This is a genomic window from Gordonia rubripertincta (assembly GCF_038024875.1).
GTDB lineage: Bacteria > Actinomycetota > Actinomycetes > Mycobacteriales > Mycobacteriaceae > Gordonia > Gordonia rubripertincta.
Genome location: NZ_CP136136.1, coordinates 3,240,696 through 3,260,457 on the forward strand (window position 1 = coordinate 3,240,696; position 19,762 = coordinate 3,260,457).

Annotated in this window: 10 protein-coding genes, 1 tRNA gene and 1 pseudogene; 6 read left to right on the forward strand and 6 right to left on the reverse strand. The window is 69.4% G+C overall.

The window, feature by feature from the left end:
* The first annotated feature begins 70 nt into the window (after positions 1-70).
* Complete coding sequence (locus RVF83_RS14790; RefSeq protein ID WP_005196293.1) at positions 71-1,495, forward strand: hypothetical protein; 1,425 nt, start codon at positions 71-73, stop codon at positions 1,493-1,495.
* 69 nt (positions 1,496-1,564) lie between these two features.
* Here RVF83_RS14790 and RVF83_RS14795 read toward each other — a convergent pair whose 3' ends face one another.
* From RVF83_RS14795 to RVF83_RS14810, 4 genes are all read right to left on the reverse strand, one after another.
* A complete protein-coding gene (locus RVF83_RS14795; RefSeq protein ID WP_051989263.1) occupies positions 1,565-5,335 on the reverse strand; it encodes a multifunctional oxoglutarate decarboxylase/oxoglutarate dehydrogenase thiamine pyrophosphate-binding subunit/dihydrolipoyllysine-residue succinyltransferase subunit in 3,771 nt (1,256 codons plus the stop codon).
* A gap of 193 nt (positions 5,336-5,528) precedes the next feature.
* Positions 5,529-9,488: an ABC transporter ATP-binding protein gene (locus RVF83_RS14800; protein WP_005196296.1), complete on the reverse strand. Its 3,960-nt coding sequence runs from the start codon at positions 9,486-9,488 to the stop codon at positions 5,529-5,531.
* On the reverse strand, positions 9,485-10,210 hold the full coding sequence (locus RVF83_RS14805; RefSeq protein ID WP_005196297.1) for a hypothetical protein: 726 nt from the start codon (positions 10,208-10,210) through the stop codon (positions 9,485-9,487). The genes RVF83_RS14800 and RVF83_RS14805 overlap by 4 nt, the downstream gene beginning before the upstream one ends.
* Entirely contained in the window at positions 10,207-11,205 is a 999-nt protein-coding gene (locus tag RVF83_RS14810; RefSeq protein ID WP_341261945.1) for a glutathione S-transferase family protein, read from the reverse strand. The genes RVF83_RS14805 and RVF83_RS14810 overlap by 4 nt, the downstream gene beginning before the upstream one ends.
* Before the next feature lie 201 nt (positions 11,206-11,406).
* On the opposite strand from RVF83_RS14810, the gene RVF83_RS14815 reads away from it, so the two are divergent.
* From RVF83_RS14815 to RVF83_RS14835, 5 genes and pseudogenes are all read left to right on the forward strand, one after another.
* Complete coding sequence (locus RVF83_RS14815; RefSeq protein WP_005196299.1) at positions 11,407-12,072, forward strand: PadR family transcriptional regulator; 666 nt, start codon at positions 11,407-11,409, stop codon at positions 12,070-12,072.
* Positions 12,073-12,074: 2 nt separating this feature from the next.
* On the forward strand, positions 12,075-13,628 hold the full coding sequence (locus RVF83_RS14820; protein ID WP_005196300.1) for a DHA2 family efflux MFS transporter permease subunit: 1,554 nt from the start codon (positions 12,075-12,077) through the stop codon (positions 13,626-13,628).
* 47 nt (positions 13,629-13,675) lie between these two features.
* Positions 13,676-14,875 carry an exonuclease SbcCD subunit D gene (locus RVF83_RS14825; RefSeq protein ID WP_005196301.1) on the forward strand — a complete coding sequence of 400 codons (1,200 nt, stop codon included), beginning with the start codon at positions 13,676-13,678 and terminating at the stop codon, positions 14,873-14,875.
* Between the two features lie 13 nt (positions 14,876-14,888).
* Positions 14,889-17,866 (forward strand): annotated as a pseudogene (locus tag RVF83_RS14830) (AAA family ATPase).
* Between the two features lie 56 nt (positions 17,867-17,922).
* A tRNA-Arg gene (locus RVF83_RS14835) sits at positions 17,923-17,998 on the forward strand.
* An 89-nt stretch (positions 17,999-18,087) separates the two neighbouring features.
* On the opposite strand, the gene RVF83_RS14840 is transcribed toward RVF83_RS14835, so the two are convergent.
* A complete protein-coding gene (locus RVF83_RS14840) occupies positions 18,088-18,864 on the reverse strand; it encodes a DUF305 domain-containing protein (RefSeq protein ID WP_005196303.1) in 777 nt (258 codons plus the stop codon).
* A gap of 17 nt (positions 18,865-18,881) precedes the next feature.
* Positions 18,882-19,706: a DUF3105 domain-containing protein gene (locus tag RVF83_RS14845; protein WP_005196304.1), complete on the reverse strand. Its 825-nt coding sequence runs from the start codon at positions 19,704-19,706 to the stop codon at positions 18,882-18,884.
* Between the last annotated feature and the right edge of the window lie 56 nt (positions 19,707-19,762).

Below are 19,762 nucleotides of genomic sequence, written 5' to 3' on the forward strand. Positions count from 1 at the left end.
ACTCCCCACGGGGGAGGACGACGGGGGAGTCGGCATCGACCGCAAGGTCGATCTTCAGTGAGGTGGACGTATGGCGCCCTTGTCACGCACGGATCCGGTTGACGAACGGAGTGGGCGACTCGCCACCGACGACGCGCCGTTCTGGTTCGCGACCCCGGCCCTCGGCTGGTCGGTGGTGCTGCAGATCGTCTGGGTCTTCGACGACGAGGTCTCCCTCGAGGCGCTGACCGCCATGAACGCCGCGCTCGCGCGCGGACGCATGCACCGGATGCTAGTGCCGTCCACGGTGTACGGCTCGCGTCCCCGCTGGGCCCCGGCACCCGATGCCCCGGGCCTAGCCGTCGACCCCCTCCCGATCCCCGATGCCGGCGTCGACGCCTGGGCGACCGCCGAGATGTCGACGGTCCCGCTCGACGCCGAGGGTGGTCGCTGCTGGCGTCTACGCTGCGCGCCCACCGAATCCGGCGGCACCGTGCTGTCGTTGTGCGCCCTGCATGTGGTGACCGATGGCCGCGGCATGGTCGCCGCGGCCGCCGAGGCGGCACGCGAATCGGGCGTACCCGTCGCCGTCGCGAACGAACGGTCCTCGACTACCGGAAGTTCGGGGTCGGGCGAGTCTCGGAGACCGGTCGCGCCGGGTTCCCGGCGCCGCGGACGCCTCGATGACCTAGCCGACGCCGTCGCGCAGGCCGGAGCCGTTGTCGTCGGCCTCGCGCGAGCCGTGGCCGAGCGCCGCAAGGCCTCGGGACTGGAACCGGATCCGCGACCGGAACGTCCCCCGCTCGCGGAGCGGTCCCCGGCGGCGAAGTTCACCTGGGCGACCGCGTCGATCCCCGCCGGCGACTGGGATCGCGTCGCGGCCGAGTACGGCGGCACCTCCAACACCCTCTTCATCGCGGTGGTGAGCGGGCTTCTCCGGTCCAGCGGACGATCGCCGCTGGGGACCCCTATCAAGGTCGGCGTCCCGGTGGATCGTCGTGAGGGAGACGAGGACACCCGTACCAACGCGATCGCGGGAGTATCGGTGTTCCTGACCGGCGAGCCGGTGCCGGGCGGTGACCTCGCCGGGATCCGCGCCGCGTGCAAGGCCGCGTTCGTACGGCTGTCCGAGGGACGGCGCGCACCCCACATCTACCTTCGTCCGCTCGCCTGGTTCCTGCCGCCCTCGGTGCTGATCAAGCTCGTGGGCGGTGGCGCGGGCAAGGGCATGCCCGACGCCGTGATCTCGAACATCGGCGAGGTGATGCCGGAGGCCACCGTGGTCGGCGGCCGGACCGCACGCCGCATGGCGCTGCGCGGCACCACCCAGGGCGTCGATCCCGCGGCCGGTCATCGTTTCGGCGACGGCGTGCAGTCGTGGCTGATCCGGACCCCCGAGCAGGTGTCGTTCACCGTCCTCGGACTCGACGACGAGGCCTTCGGCTCCGACGCCGTCCTCCGGGACCTGCTCACCCGCGAACTCGCGGCCTGGGAGCTCCCGCACGACATCTGGTGAGTCCGACACAAGAGGCGGCCCCGGCCGGACCGGGTCCGGCGGGGGCCGCCTTCTGACTGTGAGCGTTCGCTACTCGCCGAACGCCTCGTCGAGGATCTCCTGCTGCTCGACCGCGTGCACCTTGCTCGAACCCGAGGACGGGGCCGACATCGGGCGACGCGAGACGCGGCGCAGGCCACCGAGTACATCCGGCAGCACCTCGGGCAGCCACAGGCCGAGGAACGGCCACGGGCCCTGGTTGGCCGGCTCTTCCTGCACCCAGCGGAATTCGCTGGCGTTGCCGTACTGCTCCAGCGTGTTGCGCAGGCGGCGGTGCGGCACCGGGTAGAGCTGCTCGATGCGGACGATCGCGATGTCGTCGCGGTCCTCCTTGTCACGACGGGCCGCGAGCTCGTAGTAGAGCTTGCCGCTGACCAGCAGGACGCGCTTGACCTTGCTGCGGTCGGCATCGCCCTTGGCGAACTTCGGGTCATCGATGACCGAGCGGAACTTGTCGTCGGTGAAGTCCGACAGCGGGCTGACGGCAGCCTTGTTGCGCAGCATCGACTTCGGGGTGAAGACGATGAGCGGACGGCTGATGCCGTCGAGCACGTGGCGACGCAGCAGGTGGAAGTAGCTGGCCGGGGTCGAGGGCAGTGCCACCGTCATCGAGCCCTCGGCACACAGCTGCAGGAAGCGCTCGATGCGGCCCGAGGTGTGGTCGGGACCCTGGCCCTCGTGACCGTGCGGCAGCAGCAGCACGACGTCGGAGAGCTGGCCCCACTTCGCCTCACCGGACGAGATGAACTCGTCGATGATCGACTGTGCGCCGTTGACGAAGTCGCCGAACTGCGCCTCCCACAGGACGAGTGCGTCCGGGTTGCCCACGGAGTAGCCGTATTCGAAGCCGACGACCCCGAACTCGGAGAGCGGCGAGTCGTAGACCATGAAGCGGCCGCCGTTGTCCTCGGCGTCGGCGGGCAGCAGGTGGTTCAGCGGGGTGTACTCCGAACCGTTCTCCCGGTCGATGAGCACCGAGTGACGCTGGGTGAACGTGCCGCGGCGCGAGTCCTGACCGGACAGCCGGACGGTGCGTCCTTCCATGACCAGCGAACCGAACGCGAGGAGCTCGGCGAAAGCCCAGTCGATGCCGCCGTTGCGGGCGGCCTCGGCGCGACGCTCGAGGACCGGCTTCACGCGCGCATGCGGGGTGAAGCCCTCCGGGACGTTGACGAAGGCGTCGCCGATGGTCTGCAGGACTTCCTTGTCGACCGCGGTCACCAGCTTGGTCGGCAGGGTCTGATCGGACTCGACCGACGGCGACGGCTCGGCGTGGTACTTCTCGAGTTCCTTGACCTCGTTGAAGACACGTTCGAGCTGTCCCTGGTAGTCGCGCAGGGCGTCCTCGGCCTCCTTGGTCGAGATGTCACCACGACCGATCAGGGCCTCGGTGTAGCTCTTGCGGACGCCGCGCTTGGTGTCGATGACCTCGTACATCGCCGGCTGCGTCATCGAGGGGTCGTCACCCTCGTTGTGACCACGGCGGCGGAAGCAGACGAGGTCGATGACGACGTCCTTGTGGTACGTCTGGCGGTAGTCGACGGCGAGCTTCGCGACCCAGACACAGGCCTCGGGATCGTCGCTGTTCACGTGGAAGATCGGCGCGCCGATCATCTTCGCGACGTCGGTGCAGTACTCGGTGGAACGCGAGTGCTCCGGGGCGGTGGTGAAACCGACCTGGTTGTTCACGACGATGTGCACGGTGCCGCCGGTGCGGTAGCCGGGCAGCATGGCCATGTTGAGCGTCTCGGCGACCACACCCTGACCGGCGAATGCGGCATCGCCGTGCAGCATGAGCGGCAGGATCGGGAAGCTCTCGTCGTCGGCGTCGGCGATGAGATCCTGCTTGGCGCGGACCAGGCCCTCGAGGACCGGGTCGACCGCCTCGAGGTGGCTCGGGTTGGCGGTCAACGAGACGTTGATCTCGTTATCGCCGAACATCTGGTAGTACTTGCCCTCGGCTCCGAGGTGGTACTTCACGTCACCCGAACCGTGCGCCTGCGACGGATTCAGGTTGCCCTCGAATTCGGAGAAGATCTTCGAGTACGGCTTGCCGACGATGTTGGCGAGCACGTTCAGACGGCCGCGGTGCGGCATACCGATGACGACCTCGGTGAGGTTGTGCTCGGCGCTCTGGTCGATGACCGCGTCCATCATCGGGATGACCGACTCGGCACCCTCGAGCGAGAAGCGCTTCTGACCGACGTACTTGGTCTGCAGGAAGGTCTCGAACGCCTCCGCCGCGTTCAGCTTGCTCAGGATGTACTTCTGCTCGCCGACCGGCGGCTTCACATGCTTGACCTCGACACGTTCCTGCAGCCACTTCTGCTGGTCCGGCTCGAGGATGTGGGTGTACTCCACACCGACGTGGCGGCAGTAGGCGTCGCGCAGGATCGACAGCACGTCGCGGAGCTTCATCTTCTCCTGGCCGTGGAAGCCGCCGACCTTGAAGGTGCGGTCGAGATCCCAGAGGGTCAGGCCGTAGGTCGCGATGTCCAGATCAGGATGGCTGCTGCGCGCGTCGCTGTTCATCATCAGCGGGTCGATGTCGGCCATCAGGTGACCGCGGCTGCGGTAGGCCGCGATCAGCTCGAGGACGCGGGTGCTCTTGTCGACGAGGCCGGCCGGGATGTCACGACGCCACCGGACCGGCTCGTAGGGCACGTGGAACGCAGTGAAGATCTCGTCGTAGAACGCGTCGTCGATCAGCAGCTCGTGGATGGTGCGCAGGAAATCGCCCGACTCCGCACCCTGGATGATGCGGTGGTCGTAGGTCGAGGTCAGCGTCATCAGCTTGCCGACGCCGAGCTCGGCGATCTGCTCGTCGCTGGCGCCCTGGAACTCGGCCGGGTACTCCATCGCACCGGCGCCGATGATCGCGCCCTGGCCCTTCATCAGGCGCGGCACGGAGTGCACGGTGCCGATGGTGCCGGGGTTGGTCAGCGAGATGGTGACGCCGGAGAAGTCGTCGGCGCCGAGCTTGCCGTCACGCGCGCGACGGACGATGTCCTGGTACGCGTTGTAGAACTCGGCGAAGCCCATCGTCTCGCACTCTTTGATGGCCGCGACGACGAGCGTGCGGTTGCCGTCCTTGCCGACCAGATCGATGGCCAGACCGAGGTTGGTGTGCGCAGGGGTGACGACGTTGGGCTTGCCGTCGATCTCGGCGTAGTGCCGATTCATGTTCGGGAAGGCCTTGATGGCCTCGACGATCGCGTAACCCAGGATGTGGGTGAAGCTGATCTTGCCGCCGCGGGTACGGGCGAGGTGGTTGTTGACGACGATGCGGTTGTCGATCATCGCCTTCGCGGGAACCGCGCGAACACTGGTGGCCGTCGGGATCTGCAGCGACAGCGCCATGTTCTTGGCGATGGCCGCGGCGGGGCCGCGGAGCACCTTGTTGTCGTCCGCGGATTCCTTCTTGGACTCGGCGGCTGCGGGCTTGGCGGCAGCGGGCTTGGCGGCAGCGGGCTTGGCAGCGGCGGCGGGCTTCGGCTGGGAACGGGCGGAGCCGTCACGGCTCGCGACGCTGTGGCCGGATGCGGCCTTGGTCGCGGTCGACTCCTTGGCAGGGGAGGGCTTGCGGGCAGAGGCGGTCCGCGTCGGCTCCTGGTCGAGTGTCACCTGTTTGCGCGGTGCCGACTCGGCCGCGGGCTTCGACGGTGCGCTGCCGTTGGAGGAGGGGGTGGAGGCCGGTGCGGCGGACGCGGAACCACCGTTGTCTCCGGGCTTGTAACTCTTCAGGAGCTCATGCCAACTCGGGTCCACCGAGCTCGGGTCCTCTTTGAACTGCTGGTACATTTCCTCGACCAGCCAGGTGTTCTGTCCGAAGTCAGAAATCGAACTGCTGCTCACAGCGGTATCTCGCCTCAATTCCCTTAAGGTGCCGGGTTCTCTGCCACGCTGGTAGTCCCTTGTGGAGACTATCGGTGAACCATCTGCCGATGCTACGCGTCGTCTGGTGCGTCACACCCACCGACCTGCTACCACAGAGTCAGATCGTCATCTCGGGTGATCCGGCGCGGATGGTCTGGTTGTCGGTTGCGGACGCGCCACGTCGAGCGTCCTGTCTCGAGCCCGCATGCGGGTCGGCGTCCACCGCGTGCGTGCGCGCGGCGGGCACCGTTTCACCGGGCTCCGTCACCGCGGCCTCGTCAGGATCTACACCGGCCTCCCAGAAGCCGCGATACAAACTGTGCAACGCCAGGAGTTCGTCGTGTGTTCCGAGTTCGACGATTCGCCCGCCGTCGACCACGGCGATCATGTCGGCGCGGGCCGCGGTGGCCAGCCGGTGCGCGACGATGACGGAGGTCCGGCGCCGCGTCATCGCCCGTCCGGCGGCCAGGACCTGCGCCTCGGTGGCCTGGTCGAGCGTGGCGGTCGCCTCGTCGAGCAGCAGGAGGTCGGGGTCGACGAGTTCGGCGCGGGCCAGGGCGATCAGCTGCCGCTGACCGGAGCTGAGGCCCTGGCCGCGCTCGCCGATGGGATGGTTCATGCGGCCCGGCAGGGCCGCGATCATCGGTAGGGCGCCCACCGCGGCGGCGGCGTCGACGATCGCGGCGCGATCGGCATCCGGCCGACCGTAAGCGATGTTGTCCGCGACGGTCCCGGTGAAGAGGTGCGGTTCCTGCGGGACCAGCCCGAGACGGCTGCGGTATCCGGACAGCACGAGGTCGCCGATGTCGGTCCCGTCCACGAGGACGCGTCCGGTCGTCGGGTCGTAGAAGCGGGCCAGGAGTTTCACGATCGTCGACTTGCCCGCGCCGGTCCGGCCGACGAGGGCGAGCGAGGACCCGGCGGGGATGTGCAGGTCGACGTCGTTCAGGGCGTCAGACTCCGCGCCCTGATAGCGGAAGCCAACCCCGTCGAAATCGACCTCGCCGTCGAAGCCGGTGGCCGGCGGGGCCGTGGCGTCCGGGTTGACCCGCAGCGAGCTCGGGGTCCGCAGCAGGTCGCCGATGCGCCGCAGGCCGACTGCCGCCTGCTGGTAGCCGTCGAAGACCTGCGAGAGCTGCTGGACGGGGCCGAACAGCATCGTGAGATACAGGACGAAGGCCACCAGGGTGCCCGCGGTGAGCGAGCCGTCCGCCACCTGGCCGGCTCCGACGCCGAGTGCGATCGCGGTGGCGACGTCCGACATCAGCATGATGAGCGGGAAATACGAGGCGATCGCCCGCTGCGAGACCATCCGGGCCGCGACCCACGCCGCCGAACGCTCTCCGAAACGCTTCTGGGCGTCGTCGGTGCGCAGGTAGGTCTGGGTGGTCTTGATCCCGGCGATGTTCTCCTGGAAGTCGGCGTTCACCGTGCTGATCAGTTCGCGGGATCGCGTGTAGGCGGCGCTCGCGACGCGCCGGAAGACGACCGTGGCGACGACGAGCAGCGGGAAGACCGGAAGCACCAGCAGCGCGAGCAACGGCCCGGTGACCAGCAACGCGACCGTGACGCCGACCAGGGTCAGGAGCGCGACGATCGCCGACGTCAGACCGGTCTGCAGGAAGGTCGACAGTGCGTCGATGTCGGTGGTCATCCGCGTCATGATGCGACCCGACAGTTCGCGCTCGTAGTAGTCCAGACCGAGGCGCTGGATGTGGGCGTAGCTGCGGATGCGCAGTCCGAACAGCACGCGTTCACCCGCTCGGGTGGAGGTCATCGTCAGCAGGGACGCGGCGACCCACCCGACGCCGACGAGTGCCACACCGCCGATCGCCGCCCACCACAGGGTGCGCTGATCGTGGTCGCCGGCCGCATCGATGACAGCGCGGGCGATGCTGGGGAACGCCAGGCCGACGAGGGTGTCGACGGCGATGGCCAGAAGTGCGAATGCGAGTAGCCAGCGGACCGGTCTCAGAAGTCCGCGGAGAGTGAAGCGCGGGTTCTCGCGGCGGGCGTCGGTGACGTCCACGTCGGGGTCCTCGACGGCCGGCGGGAGCGCGTCGACCCTCGCCTGGAGTTCGGGGGTGGCCGGCATCGACCCCAGCGCACTGGCGACGCCCCCGCCCCGTTGCCCGGTCCGCGTGCCGGCGCCGACCGGCGTGCCGGTCCGGGTGTATGCCTGATCCTTCAGGAGAAGCGTTGTGGGCCAGAGGTCTTCGATGGTGTCGTCGGAGATGCTCGCGCCTGCGGGGGTGGCCCCGGCGTCGTGTGGGTCGCCGACGGCGTTGGTCATCAGCGCGCGGAACCGCGCCGAGGACGCCTCGAGCTCGGCGGTGGTGCCGATCGCGGTGATCCGGCCGTCGTCGAGCACGGCGACCCGGTCGGCGAGGACGAGTGTCGACCGCCGGTGGGCGAGGACCAGCATGGTTCGTTTCTGATCGCGCAGCCGGCCGAGGATCCGGGCCTCGGTGGTCGCGTCGACCGCCGATGTCGCGTCGTCGAGCACCAGGACGCGCGGGTCGGCGAAGAGTGCGCGGGCCAGTGCGATCCGCTGGCGCTGTCCGCCCGAGAGGGTCAGACCGCGTTCGCCGACGACGGTGTCGTAGCCGTCGGGGAGCGCCTCGATGAACTCGGTGGCCTCGGCCGCCGCCGCGGCCGCCCGCACCCGGTCGGCGAGGGAGGCGGGGTCGGCGGTGGCGCCCGGTCCCATGGCGATGTTCGCGGTGATGGTGTCGGAGAAGAGGAACGGCTCGTCGAAGACGGCGGCGACGGCTTCGTGTAGCGCGGTCGGCGACAGCGAGTCCACCGGGTGCGGGCCGTCGGCGCCGACGAGGGAGATCGTGCCGGCGTCGGGTCGCTCGAAGCGGCTGACCAGATCGGCGATGGTCGACTTTCCCGAGCCGGGTGGTCCGACGATCGCCACGCACTCGCCGGGTTCGATCCGCAGGTCGATCCCGGTCAGCACGGCGGGCGGATCGTCGGCGTCGTGGGTGTGGTGGGCGAAGGAGACATTCTCCAGTTCGACGCCGAGCGGGCCGTCGGGCAGCGTGCCGGTGGCGGTCTCGCCGGGATCGCGCGGGTGATCGATGACGTCGTAGACGCGTTCCACCGCGGCACGAGCGAGATGGGCGTTGACGATGAGATTGGTGAGCAGGCGGGCGATGCCGGTCATCGCGGTGACGTAGGTGGTGAACGCGAGGAACGTCCCGGCGGTGATCGTGTCCGTCAACGTCAGATAACCGCCCACGACGATCACGCCGACCATGCCGAGCTGGGGGATGGCGCTCAGGGTGGGGGCGAAACGGGCGTTGATCCGGGCCGCGCGCAGGCGCCGGGCGAACAAGGTGCGGCAGCGCGTCACCAGTCCGTCGACGGCGCGGTCCTCCTGGCCGAAGCCCTTGACGACGCGGACGCCGGTGACGGTCTCCTCCACGTGCTGGGCCACATCGGCCGCGGCCTGCTGCGCGGACCACGTCGCCGCGAAAAGCTTTCGGCGGGTACGGAAGACCTCCAGGGCGATCAGCGGCGCGATCACCAGTGCGACGGCGGTGAGCAGTGGGGAGAGGTAGGCCATGACTCCGAGCGCGACGACCATCTGCACCGCGGCACCCAACGAGAGCGGTGCCATCGCCAGCAAGCCCTGGACCACCTGGATGTCGGAGATGGAGCGGGAGACGATCTGCCCCGTCCGGATCTGGTGCTGACTGCGGCCGTCGAGGTGCAGCAGGGTGTCGAGCAGGCGCCGGCGCAGGTTGTTCTGCACGTTGACCGCGAGGCGGCCCGCGAACACGCGCCGTCCGAAGTGACAGGCGTAACGCACGAACGCGAGGACGACCAGGCCCGTGATGATGGTGGACAGGGCGAGGTCGTCGTCGATCACGCCGGTGGCCCGGTCGATCGCGCCCTTGGCAAGCAGGGGCATCACGACGTCGACGCCCACCGCGATCATGGTGACGGTCAGGGTCACGATGACGATGCGGCGGTAACGCCACGCCTCGCCGAGCAGCTTCCGGATCCAGCCCGGTGAGGTGGTGGGGGTGCCCCCGGTGGCGGGAGGCGCGGTGGGTTCCGGGATCACCTGGAGCCGGGCGGCAGCGGGCTCGTCTCGTCCACCACCTCGGCGTCGAGAACCCAGAAGGAAGGTGCGGGGCCGAATGCCTCACGCGCGTTGTGGACCACCTTGCGACCCAGTGCGCGGCTACCCGCACCGCCGATCACCGCACCGATGCCGGCCGGCATCAGCTTGCCGAAGATCAACGGCGCGCGCCGGATCGCGTACTTGCGCACGAGCTTGTTGACCAGGGTCTTGTTGAGTTTGGTGATCGCGCCCGACGGCAGGGCGGCACCGCCGAGCCGGCGCAGGGGGCCGCCGCGCGTACCGACGACCCGGCCGAGGGCGAGCACGCCTTCTTCACCGAGCGCGACGGCCAGGACGAGTGACTTGCGTCGATCGGTCTCGTGGACGCCGATGCCGTGGACCTCGGCGATCGACAGGGCGAGCAGCGCGGAGGCCTCGAGGAAGAAGGCGGTGTCGCCGGTCATCGCGCCGAAGGCCGTCATCGTCCCGACCCCGGGGACGGCCGCTGCCGCGCCGACGGCGCTTCCCGAACCGGTGACCGCGTTCAGGTAGCGCTTCTCGAGTCGCTCGATGATCTGGGCGGGGGAGTCGTCGGGGTATTTGCGGCGCAGGGAGTCGACGTATTTCTTGACCGCGGGGCCCTGCAGGCGCTGAGCACGGTCGAGGATGCCGCCGGTGACCTCGACGGCCTTGCCGGGGGGGTTGCGAGTGGTGTCCGTCATGACTTCGGTACCCAATTCTCCTCGGGGACGACCTCGTCGGGCCGTGGGGGGCCGGGCGGCGTGCCGTCGCCGAAGGGACGCCCGCCGAGTTCCTCGCGGTGATGCGGAGTCAGCCAACCCCGCAGGTCGGGGCCCTTGGGCACGATCTGCGTGGGGTTCACATCGGTGTGCACGATGTAGTAGTGCTGCTTGATCTGGGTGAAATCGGTGGTGTCGCCGAAGCCGGGGGTCTGGAACAGGTCGCGGGCGTAGGCCCACAGCACCGGCATCTCGCTCAGCTTGCTGCGATTGCACTTGAAATGCCCGTGGTAGACGGGGTCGAAGCGGGCCAGGGTCGTGAACAGTCGGACGTCGGCCTCCGTGATGGTGTCGCCGACCAGGTATCGCTGCGTCGACAGCCGCTCGGACAGCTCGTCGAGCTTGGTGAACAGGCGGTCGTAGGCGGCCTCGTAGGCCTCCTGGCTGCCGGCGAACCCGCACCGGTAGACGCCGTTGTTGACCTCGGTGTAGATCCCGTGGCTCACCTCGTCGATCTCGTCGCGCAGGCGTTCGGGGTAGAGCTCGGGCGCGCCGTCGCGGTGGAACGCGGTCCACTCCAGGGAGAAGTCGATGGTGATCTGGGGGAAGTCGTTGGTGACGACCTCGCCGGTGGGGACGTCGACGATCGCCGGCACGGTGATCCCCTTGGGGTAACCCGGGATCCGCTTCTCGTAGGCGTCCTTGAGGCGCGGGATCTGCAGGACGGGGTCGAGGCCGCCTGGGTCGAGGTCGAAGGTCCACGAGTTCTTGTCGTGGGTGGGTCCGCACAGTCCGAGTGAGATGGCGTCCTCGAGCCCGAGGAGCCGGCGGACGATGAGCGTCCGGTTGGCCCACGGGCAGGCGCGTGCGGCGACGAGACGATACCGCCCGGCCTCGACGGGGTAGCCGTCCCGGCCGTCGGCGGTGATGCGGGTCTCGATGTACTTGGTGTCCCGCACGAACTCCTGGCCGGACATCACATAGCTGCCCTGCTCCCCGGAATCGGTCGTCCCGGTGGGGTCGCTCTGGGGTGGATTCCTCCGGCGCGTGAGTCATGCCGTCCACAGTAATGATGGCCGGCGACACTTGGCAGCAACCGCACACGTGCGTATATTCCGACTGGAATATTCGACGCCGATCAGCGGTCCCGCAGGCCGCCCGGACCAAGGGGGTCGCGCATGGCGTGTTCCGCACCGCTCGGACCGGTGGCGATCCTGGTGCTCGGCCTTCTCCTCGAGCGTCCGATGCACCCGTACGAGATGGTTCAGACGACCGTCGCGCGTCGCGAGGACCGGTTGGCGAAGTTCCGCGCCGGCACCCTGTACCACGCGGTGGACCGGCTGTCGGAGAACGGATTGATCGAGGTCCACGAGGTCCGTCGCGAGGGCAATCGGCCCGAACGGACCGTGTACGCGATCACCGGCCCGGGCCGGGAGGCTCTGACCGAGAACCTCGAACGCATCCTCGAGACGCGACCTGAGGAATACCCCGAGCTCTACCTCGCCCTGTCCGAGGCGCACGGTCTGCCCAGGGGTCGTGTCATCGAACTCCTCGAACGGCGGGTCGCGACCATGCGGGCGGACCTCGCCGACGTCGAGGCCGCCGTCGAGGAGTTCCGGTCCCGCGGGAAACCGGAGATGTTCTTCCTCGACGGGGGATGCCGGATCGCCACACTCACGGCCCAGATCGCCTGGCTCGACGACCTCGTCGACCGGCTCCGCACACACCGCATCGAATGGCTCGACGATCCGCATTCGCCGTATCGCGTTCTGACCCAGCCGGAGTCCTCCCCGGCACCGAATCCCGGCGCAGGCGCCGAACACCTCGCACAGAAGGTCGAGTAGAGATGACCCGTTCCACCCCCGACACCGGGGTCACCGGCTCCGAGGTGACGACGAGGCCCTGGGCCGCGCTGATGGCGCTGTGCGTGGGCTTCTTCATGATCCTGGTCGACATGACGATCGTGGCGGTCGCGCAGCCGCGTATCCAGGCCGATCTCAACACCGACGTCAACGGCGTCGTGTGGGTCACCAGCGCCTACCTGCTGACGTACGCGGTGCCGCTGCTCATCACCGGGCGCCTCGGCGACAAATACGGACCCAAGTCGATGTACCAGATCGGCCTGATCGTCTTCACGATCGCCAGCGTGTGGTGCGGATTGTCGGATTCGATCGGTGAGCTCATCGCCGCGCGTGCCCTGCAGGGCGTCGGCGCCGCGCTCATCACCCCGCAGACGATGTCGCTGATCACCCGCATCTTCCCGCCGGAGAGGCGCGGCGCGGCCATGGGGGTCTGGGGCACGGTCGCCGGCGTCGCGACCCTGGTGGGCCCGCTGCTCGGTGGCGTCCTCACCGACGCGTTCGGCTGGGAGTGGATCTTCTTCATCAACGTGCCCGTCGGCATCGCCGGACTCGTGTTGGCCGCGGTCCTGGTCCCGCAGGTCGAGACCAACGACCACCAGTTCGACTGGCTCGGCGTGGGCCTGTCCGCCGTCGGCCTCACTGCGCTCGTGTTCGGCATCCAGGAGGGCGAGACCTTCGACTGGGCCGCGTGGGTCTGGGCTTTGATCGTCGGCGGGCTGCTCTTCCTCGGCGTCTTCGTCTGGTGGCAGTCGCGCATCCGCACCGAGCCGCTGCTCCCGCTCTCGCTGTTCCGGGATCGGAACTTCGCGCTGGCCACCGTGGGCATCTCCTCGATGGGATTCGCGGTGTCGGCCATGATGATCCCGCTGACGTTCTTCCTGCAGCTCGTCGGCGGGATGACGCCGACCCAGTCGGCGGTCGTGCTGGTGCCGATGGCGGTCCTGACGGGCATCCTCGCGCCGATCGTCGGTCGCGTGGTCGACCGTGTGCACCCGCGGGTCATCGTGTCCACCGCGCTGTTGCTCAACGCGATCGCCGTCGGCTGGCTGGGTGTGGTGGCGCGGCCGGACACCCCGGTCTGGATGATCATCCTGCCCCTGTGCCTGATGGGCGTCGCCTCGGCCGGTATCTGGGCTCCGTTGGCGGCCACCGCGACCCGCAATCTCCCGTGGCATCAGGCCGGTGCGGGTGCCGGTGTGTACAACACCCTGCGCGTGATCGGTTCGGTGCTGGGCTCGGCGATGATCGGGGCGCTCCTGCAGTCCCGTCTCGCGGCCGAGCTGCCCGGGATCGATGCCGGCGCCGCACAGGACGCCAGCGGCGCGAACCAGTTGCCGGTGTTCCTCCGCGATGGCTTTGCCGCCGCGATGGGGCAGTCCCTGTTCCTGCCCGCGGCCGCGTTGCTGGTCGGCGTCGTGGCGACGTTCTTCTTCGTGCGACCGGCCCACCAGATGCCGACGGCCGCGGCCGCACCCGGCGGGCCCGTGGATGCCGCGGCGGGTAGCGCGACTCACAATGCCCCGATGACCGGGGCCTGAGCGCGCGTCCCACGATCTGTCGGGACCCGACCGTATGGTTTGTCACCATGCGGATCGTGCACACCTCCGACTGGCATCTGGGCCGGACGTTCCACGGTGTCGACCTGCTCGCCGACCAGCGCCGGGCGCTGAGCCACCTCGCCGAGCTGGTCGCCGCCGAATCCGCCGACGCCGTGATCGTCGCCGGCGACGTCTACGACCGCTCGGTGCCCTCGGCGGACGCGGTACGTATCTACGACGACGGCCTGGCCGAGATCGCGGCCGCCGGCGCCCAGATCATCGTCACGTCGGGCAACCACGACTCACCCACTCGCCTCGGTGCGGGCTCGGCGTTCGCCGCCGCAGGTGGACTGCACCTGCGGACCTCGATCGAGGCGATCGCCGAACCGATCGTCCTGTCCGATGAGGACGGCGAGGTCGCGGTGTACGGCATCCCCTACCTCGAACCCGACACCGCCCGACGCCATCTCGGCGTCGAGGAGGTGTGCGGCCACACCGCGGTCCTCGACGCCGCGATGTCGCGCATCCGCGCCGATCTCGCGACCCGTGAGGCCCGATCGGTCGTCGTCGCCCATGCCTTCGTGAGCGGGGCCGCCGCGTCCGGGTCCGAGCGGTCGATCAGCGTCGGGGGAGTGGAAACCGTGCCCGCCGAGACCTTCTCCGGAGCCGACTACGTCGCCCTCGGACATCTGCACTCACCTCAGCGCGTCACCGACACCGTCCGCTACAGCGGTTCGTTGCTCCCGTACTCCTTCGGTGAACGCACACATCGCAAAGCGGTGTGGGTCGTCGATCTCGATGCCGACGGGGTCGGTGAGATCCGCAAGCACGAACTGCCGGTCGTACGCGAGTTGAGTTCTCTGCGAGGGACTCTCGCGGAGCTGCTGACCTCCCAGCAGTTCGCCGGCGCCGAGGGCCACTACGTCGAGGTGACCCTCACCGACGCGGTTCGCCCGCTCGACGCCATGCGTCGTCTGCGGGAGCGGTTCCCGCACGCGGTGCACGTGCAGTGGGACCGTCCGCACACCGGTTCAGGGGTCGACTACCGCTCGCGGGTCCGCGGCCGGAGCGACGCCGAGATCATCAACTCCTTCATCGAGGACGTCCGCGACACCCCGACCAAGGGGGAGCGGGTGCTCGTCGAACGCGCACTGCGCGCCGTCGTCGGCGAGCCGGAGGCCGACGCCGGTGCCGACGGCGAGCTCGCGCTGTTCGCCCTCGACGCGTTCGTCGCCGAGACCGCGTGAGCGCTGACATCACATGAGACTGCACCACATCCGGATTCGCGCGTTCGGCCCGTTCGCCGACGAGGTCACCGTCGATTTCGACGAGTTGGGGGCGGACGGCCTGTTCCTGTTGCACGGCCAGACGGGGGCAGGCAAGACCACCGTGTTGGACGCGGTGGCGTTCGCGCTGTTCGGCCGGGTCCCCGGCGCCCGGGACACCAACCGCCGACTCCACTCGGATCACGCTGCGCCAGAGACGATTCCGGAGGTCGAGCTCGAGGCCACCGTCGGTTCCCGCCGGCTGCGCATCACCCGATCTCCAGAACACGAGCGACCGAAAAAGCGCGGCGACGGCAAGCGGAAGATCAACGCGTGCGCGTCGCTGGTCTGGGGTGGACGGGTCGGGGCCGGACCTCACCCGTATCCCCGAGATCGGCGAGGCGGTCGTCCGCCTGCTCGGCATGAGCGCCGAGCAGTTCTTCCAGGTGGTCCTGTTGCCGCAGGGCGACTTCGCCCGCTTCCTCCGCGCGCACTCCGACGAGCGGGAGGAACTGCTGGAGCGACTCTTCGACACCGAGCGTTTCGGCGACCTCGAGGAATGGCTCCGCGATCGCGCCCGCGAGAGTGCGTCCAAGCTGGCCCAGCAGACCGGCACCCTGGACCGCATCGCCGGGCAGATCGTCGCGATCAGCGGCACCCAGGCGCCTGCCGAACCCGACTTCGACTGGGCCCAGGGATGTCTCGACGCGGCCCGGCAGGCCGCCGAGTCCGCGCTGGCGGAGTCGACCGCCGCGCAGGATGCCGTCGAACAGGCCGAAGCCGCGTACGAACACGGCAGGCGCGTGGACGATCTGCGTCGCCGCGGGCTGCAGGCCCGCGAACGGCTCGCCCGGCTCATCGAGGGCGAGGCGACGCTCGCGGCGGCCGAGCGGTCACGCCGCCTCGCCCTGCGTGCCGCGCCCATCGTGCCGCTCGCCGATGATCACGAGCGGGTGGACGCCGAACTCATGGCGGCCGCCGACGCCGCCGATCGCGCGCGCAAGGCGCTCACCGAACTCGCCGAGGGTGCGACCCTGTGCGAATCCGACTGCGACGATGCCGCTCTCGTCGCGGCCGTCGACCGGTGGACCGAGGAGTCGGGCCGCTGGGAACCGCTGGCGAGGCGTGTCGCCGACCGTCCCCGGCTCGTCGCCGACATCGACGGACTCGAGAAGACGGCCGCTGCCGCCGAACAGCAGGCCGCGGACACCCGGATGCGGCTCGAGGCGGCGCCCGCTCGCCGCGAGGAGGCGGTCGCCGCACTCCGGGCGGCGGACGAACTGCGTGTCCAGGCACCCCAAGCTGCGTGCCGAACGCGACCATGCCCGCCGCGTCCTCCAGGCCTTCACCGATCGCGACGGCGTGCTCGCGCAGCTCGCCGACGCGGAACGGGATCTTCTCGACGCGCGGGAGAAGCACTCTGCCATACGGGAACACCAGCTCGATCTGCGTGAACGACGCCTCACCGGCATGGCCGTCGAACTCGCCGGAGCCCTCGTCGACGGGGAACCGTGCGTGGTCTGTGGCTCGGTCGAGCATCCCGCGCCGGCCACCGGCGACGCCGGTAGCTCGGTGGGCGAGGCCGAGGAGAAGGAGGCCGCGGCCGCCGAAGAACGTGCGAGCGCGATCAAGGCGATCGCCGAGACCGCGGTTGCCGCACTGCAGGAGCGTCGGGCAAATCTCGATGCCGTCATCGCCGGCGCCGACCGCGCCGCCATCCAGGCCGGTCACGACCGCCTGGTCGCCGATCTAGCGGCAGCCGAACGGGCGGCCGCACGCACACCGTCGCTGCAGGACGCGGTCGAGCGCATCGACGCCGAGATCGCCGACCGGCGCCGGACCCTGGCCGATCACGAGACCGCGCAGGCCGGACGCGGCGAACGTCTCACCGCCCTGCGTGAGAACCTGAGCGCTCTCGACGCCGAGGTCCACGAGGCGACGGGCGGACGGATGGGGATCGCCGAGCGGCGTCGTGAACTCGCCGATCTCTGCCGTCGCACACGGACTCTCCGCGAAGCCCTGCGTGAACTCGACCGGACCCGCCGACGGCAGGCGGAGATCGCCGGGCGGCTCAACGCAGCGTGCGTCGACGCCGGATTCACCGGCGCGGACGAGGTCCGGTCGTCCGCCGCGTCGCAGGGGCAGCTGAGACAGTGGGAGAAGCTTCTCGAAGAGGCGGCGGCGATACGTGCCGGCGCCGAGGAGACCCTCGCCGACCCCGACGTGTGCGCGGCGCTCGAGGCGCCCGAGATCGATGTCGCGGGTCTGACGGCGGATCTGGTGGCCGCACGGGCCCGGCGTGACGATGCCGCCCGTGTCAATGCAGTGGCGGCACAACGCCGTACCGACCTCGAGGAGTATGTCTCCGGTTTCTGGGCGGCCCTCGACGCGCTGGCGCCGCTGAAGGCGCGGCACGACGAACTGCAAGGTCTCGCGGAGCTCGTGAGCGGGCGCGGGCAGAACTCGCGCCGCATGTCGCTGCGGTCGTACGTACTTGCCGCCCGGCTCGACGAGGTACTCGTCGCCGCATCCGGGCGTCTTCGCGAGATGTCCTCGGGTCGTTACGAATTCGTCCATTCCGACGCCGCCGGCGTACGCGGTCGCCGCGGCGGCCTGGGCATCGAGGTCCGTGATGAGTACACCGGCGTGCTGCGCGCCACCACGACGCTGTCGGGTGGGGAGACCTTCTTCGCCTCTCTGGCCCTCGCGCTGGGCCTGGCCGACGTCGTCTCGGCCGAATCCGGCGGTCGCGTCCTCGACACGATCTTCATCGACGAGGGTTTCGGCACCCTCGACCCCGAAGCCCTCGACCTCGTCATGGGCGTACTCGACGATCTCCGCTCCGGTGGTCGCGTCGTCGGTGTCGTCAGCCACGTCGACGAGTTGCGGGCCCGGATTCCGGCCCAGCTGCACGTCCTCCGGGGCGAACACGGGTCGACGCTGCGGGTGCAGAGTCCTCTCGGCGTGTCGTGAGCAGCCCGATTGTGCTGTGCCGGTGAGCGTGCGCTAGTCTGGGTTCCGCCCGATGAGCCCCCGTAGCTCAGGGGATAGAGCGTCTGCCTCCGGAGCAGAAGGCCGCAGGTTCGAATCCTGCCGGGGGCACCACAACCGCACAAACCCACCACTTTTGCGTAAACCCACCACCTTCACCGGTGGTCGGTTTACGCATTAGTGGTGGGTTTGCTGCTTCAGCGTCAGTTCATCGGCAGCGGCTGGGCGTTGCGCTCCTCCAGCATCGCCGTGATGATCCCGATCTCCTTGTCCTGGGTGCGTTTCATCGCCGAGGCGAGGTCGCGGACGTAGGGCTGCGAGACGTTGTCGGGGTTCGCGGCGTACTCCATCATGTGGAGCCCGCCCTCGTGGTGGCGCAACATCAGCTGCAGGAAGGTCGTGTCGACCTCCGGTCCGCGCATCGCGCGGAACCGCTCCATCTCGGCCGACGTCGCCATGCCCGGCATGGCCGGCTGCTCGACGTCGGCGGCCGGAGTGGCCCCGTGATCTCCGTGGTCCATGTCGCCGTGATCCATGTCCCCGTGATCGTCACCGGTCGCCTCCGTCGACGATCCATGGCCCATCCAGCCCATCGTCTCGCCGGGGTTGGTGACGGGCTGGCCCCACCGGGTCAGCCACGACTGCATCTGGCCGATCTCGTTGCTCTGCGCGGTGAGGATGTCGAAGGCCATGCTGCGGACCTGGGGATCGGTGCCGTGCTCGAGTTCGATCGCGGCCATCTCGACGCCCTGCTCGTGGTGACGCGTCATGTCCTGCGCGAAGCCGACCGCGGCCGAGTTCGCCGCGGGGGAGTCCTCGCCGGAGGAGTCGTCGGCCAGGCTCGCCTGGATCAGCAGGCCGAGGCCGACGCCGACCAGGAGCACCGCCACCGCGGCGAGTGCGAGAAGGGCAGGGCTCCGACGAGACGGGGCGGTCTCGGTACCCGCGGGTGTCGTCGTGCTCTCAGGTGTCTCGCTCATGTTCGTTCCTCGCCTGATCAGCCAGCGGGCATCGGGTTGTTGCCGCCGCCACCCATGGGCACGGCGTCGGGGCCGGGCTCACCCTCGTCGGCCGGCGGGGGATTCGACGGGTCGAAGCCCGGTATGGCGGTACAGGTGGCCTGGGTCTCGGGGTAGGCCGCGGTCTGCGGGTTCTCCGGGTAGACGCCGGGCATCATGTTGCGGCGCAGCGCGGTGATGAACTGGTCGACCCGCGGATCGTTCGCCGAGTCCAGCTTCAGCTGGTGGCCCCAGCTCTGCAGCGAGATGGGCTTGTCCAGGCCGGGGTACGGCGACAGGAAGAGATACTGCTCGCCGCGCACGAGCCGCTTGAGGTAGTCGACGTCTTCGGGCGAAGCGGTGTCGGGGTTGTAGGTGATCCAGACCGCGCCGTGCTCGAGGGCGTGGACGGCGTTCTCCGACCGCAGCGGGTTCGGGTAGACGACACCGGTACAGGTCGCCCAGATCTCGTCGTGCGGACCGCCGAACGGCGGCGACTGGTCGTAGGCGACGCGCTGCGACGCGTTCACGTGCTTGCCGGCCTCGTAGTAGATCTTCGTCACGCCGTCGATGCCCTGCGACGGGTCCGGGGTCTGCGGCGACGGGACGAACCCCTCGGCCGACTGGACCGCGACGTCGTCCTTCTCGTTGGCGCGCTTCTCGTTGAGTTTCGGGAGAAGGTAGATCGCGAGTCCGGCGACGAGGCCGATGACCACGACGACCGCGCCGATGAGCATCCAGTCGACCTGCCGGCCGGTCGCAGTGGGTACGGACCCGGACTTCTTACGAGCCTTGGGGACGTTGGCCCCTGGTTTGCGCGCCATTGACTTCTTTCCTCGTACGACGGGGGTCGCCGTGCGCACGGGCGGTCGTACCCCGA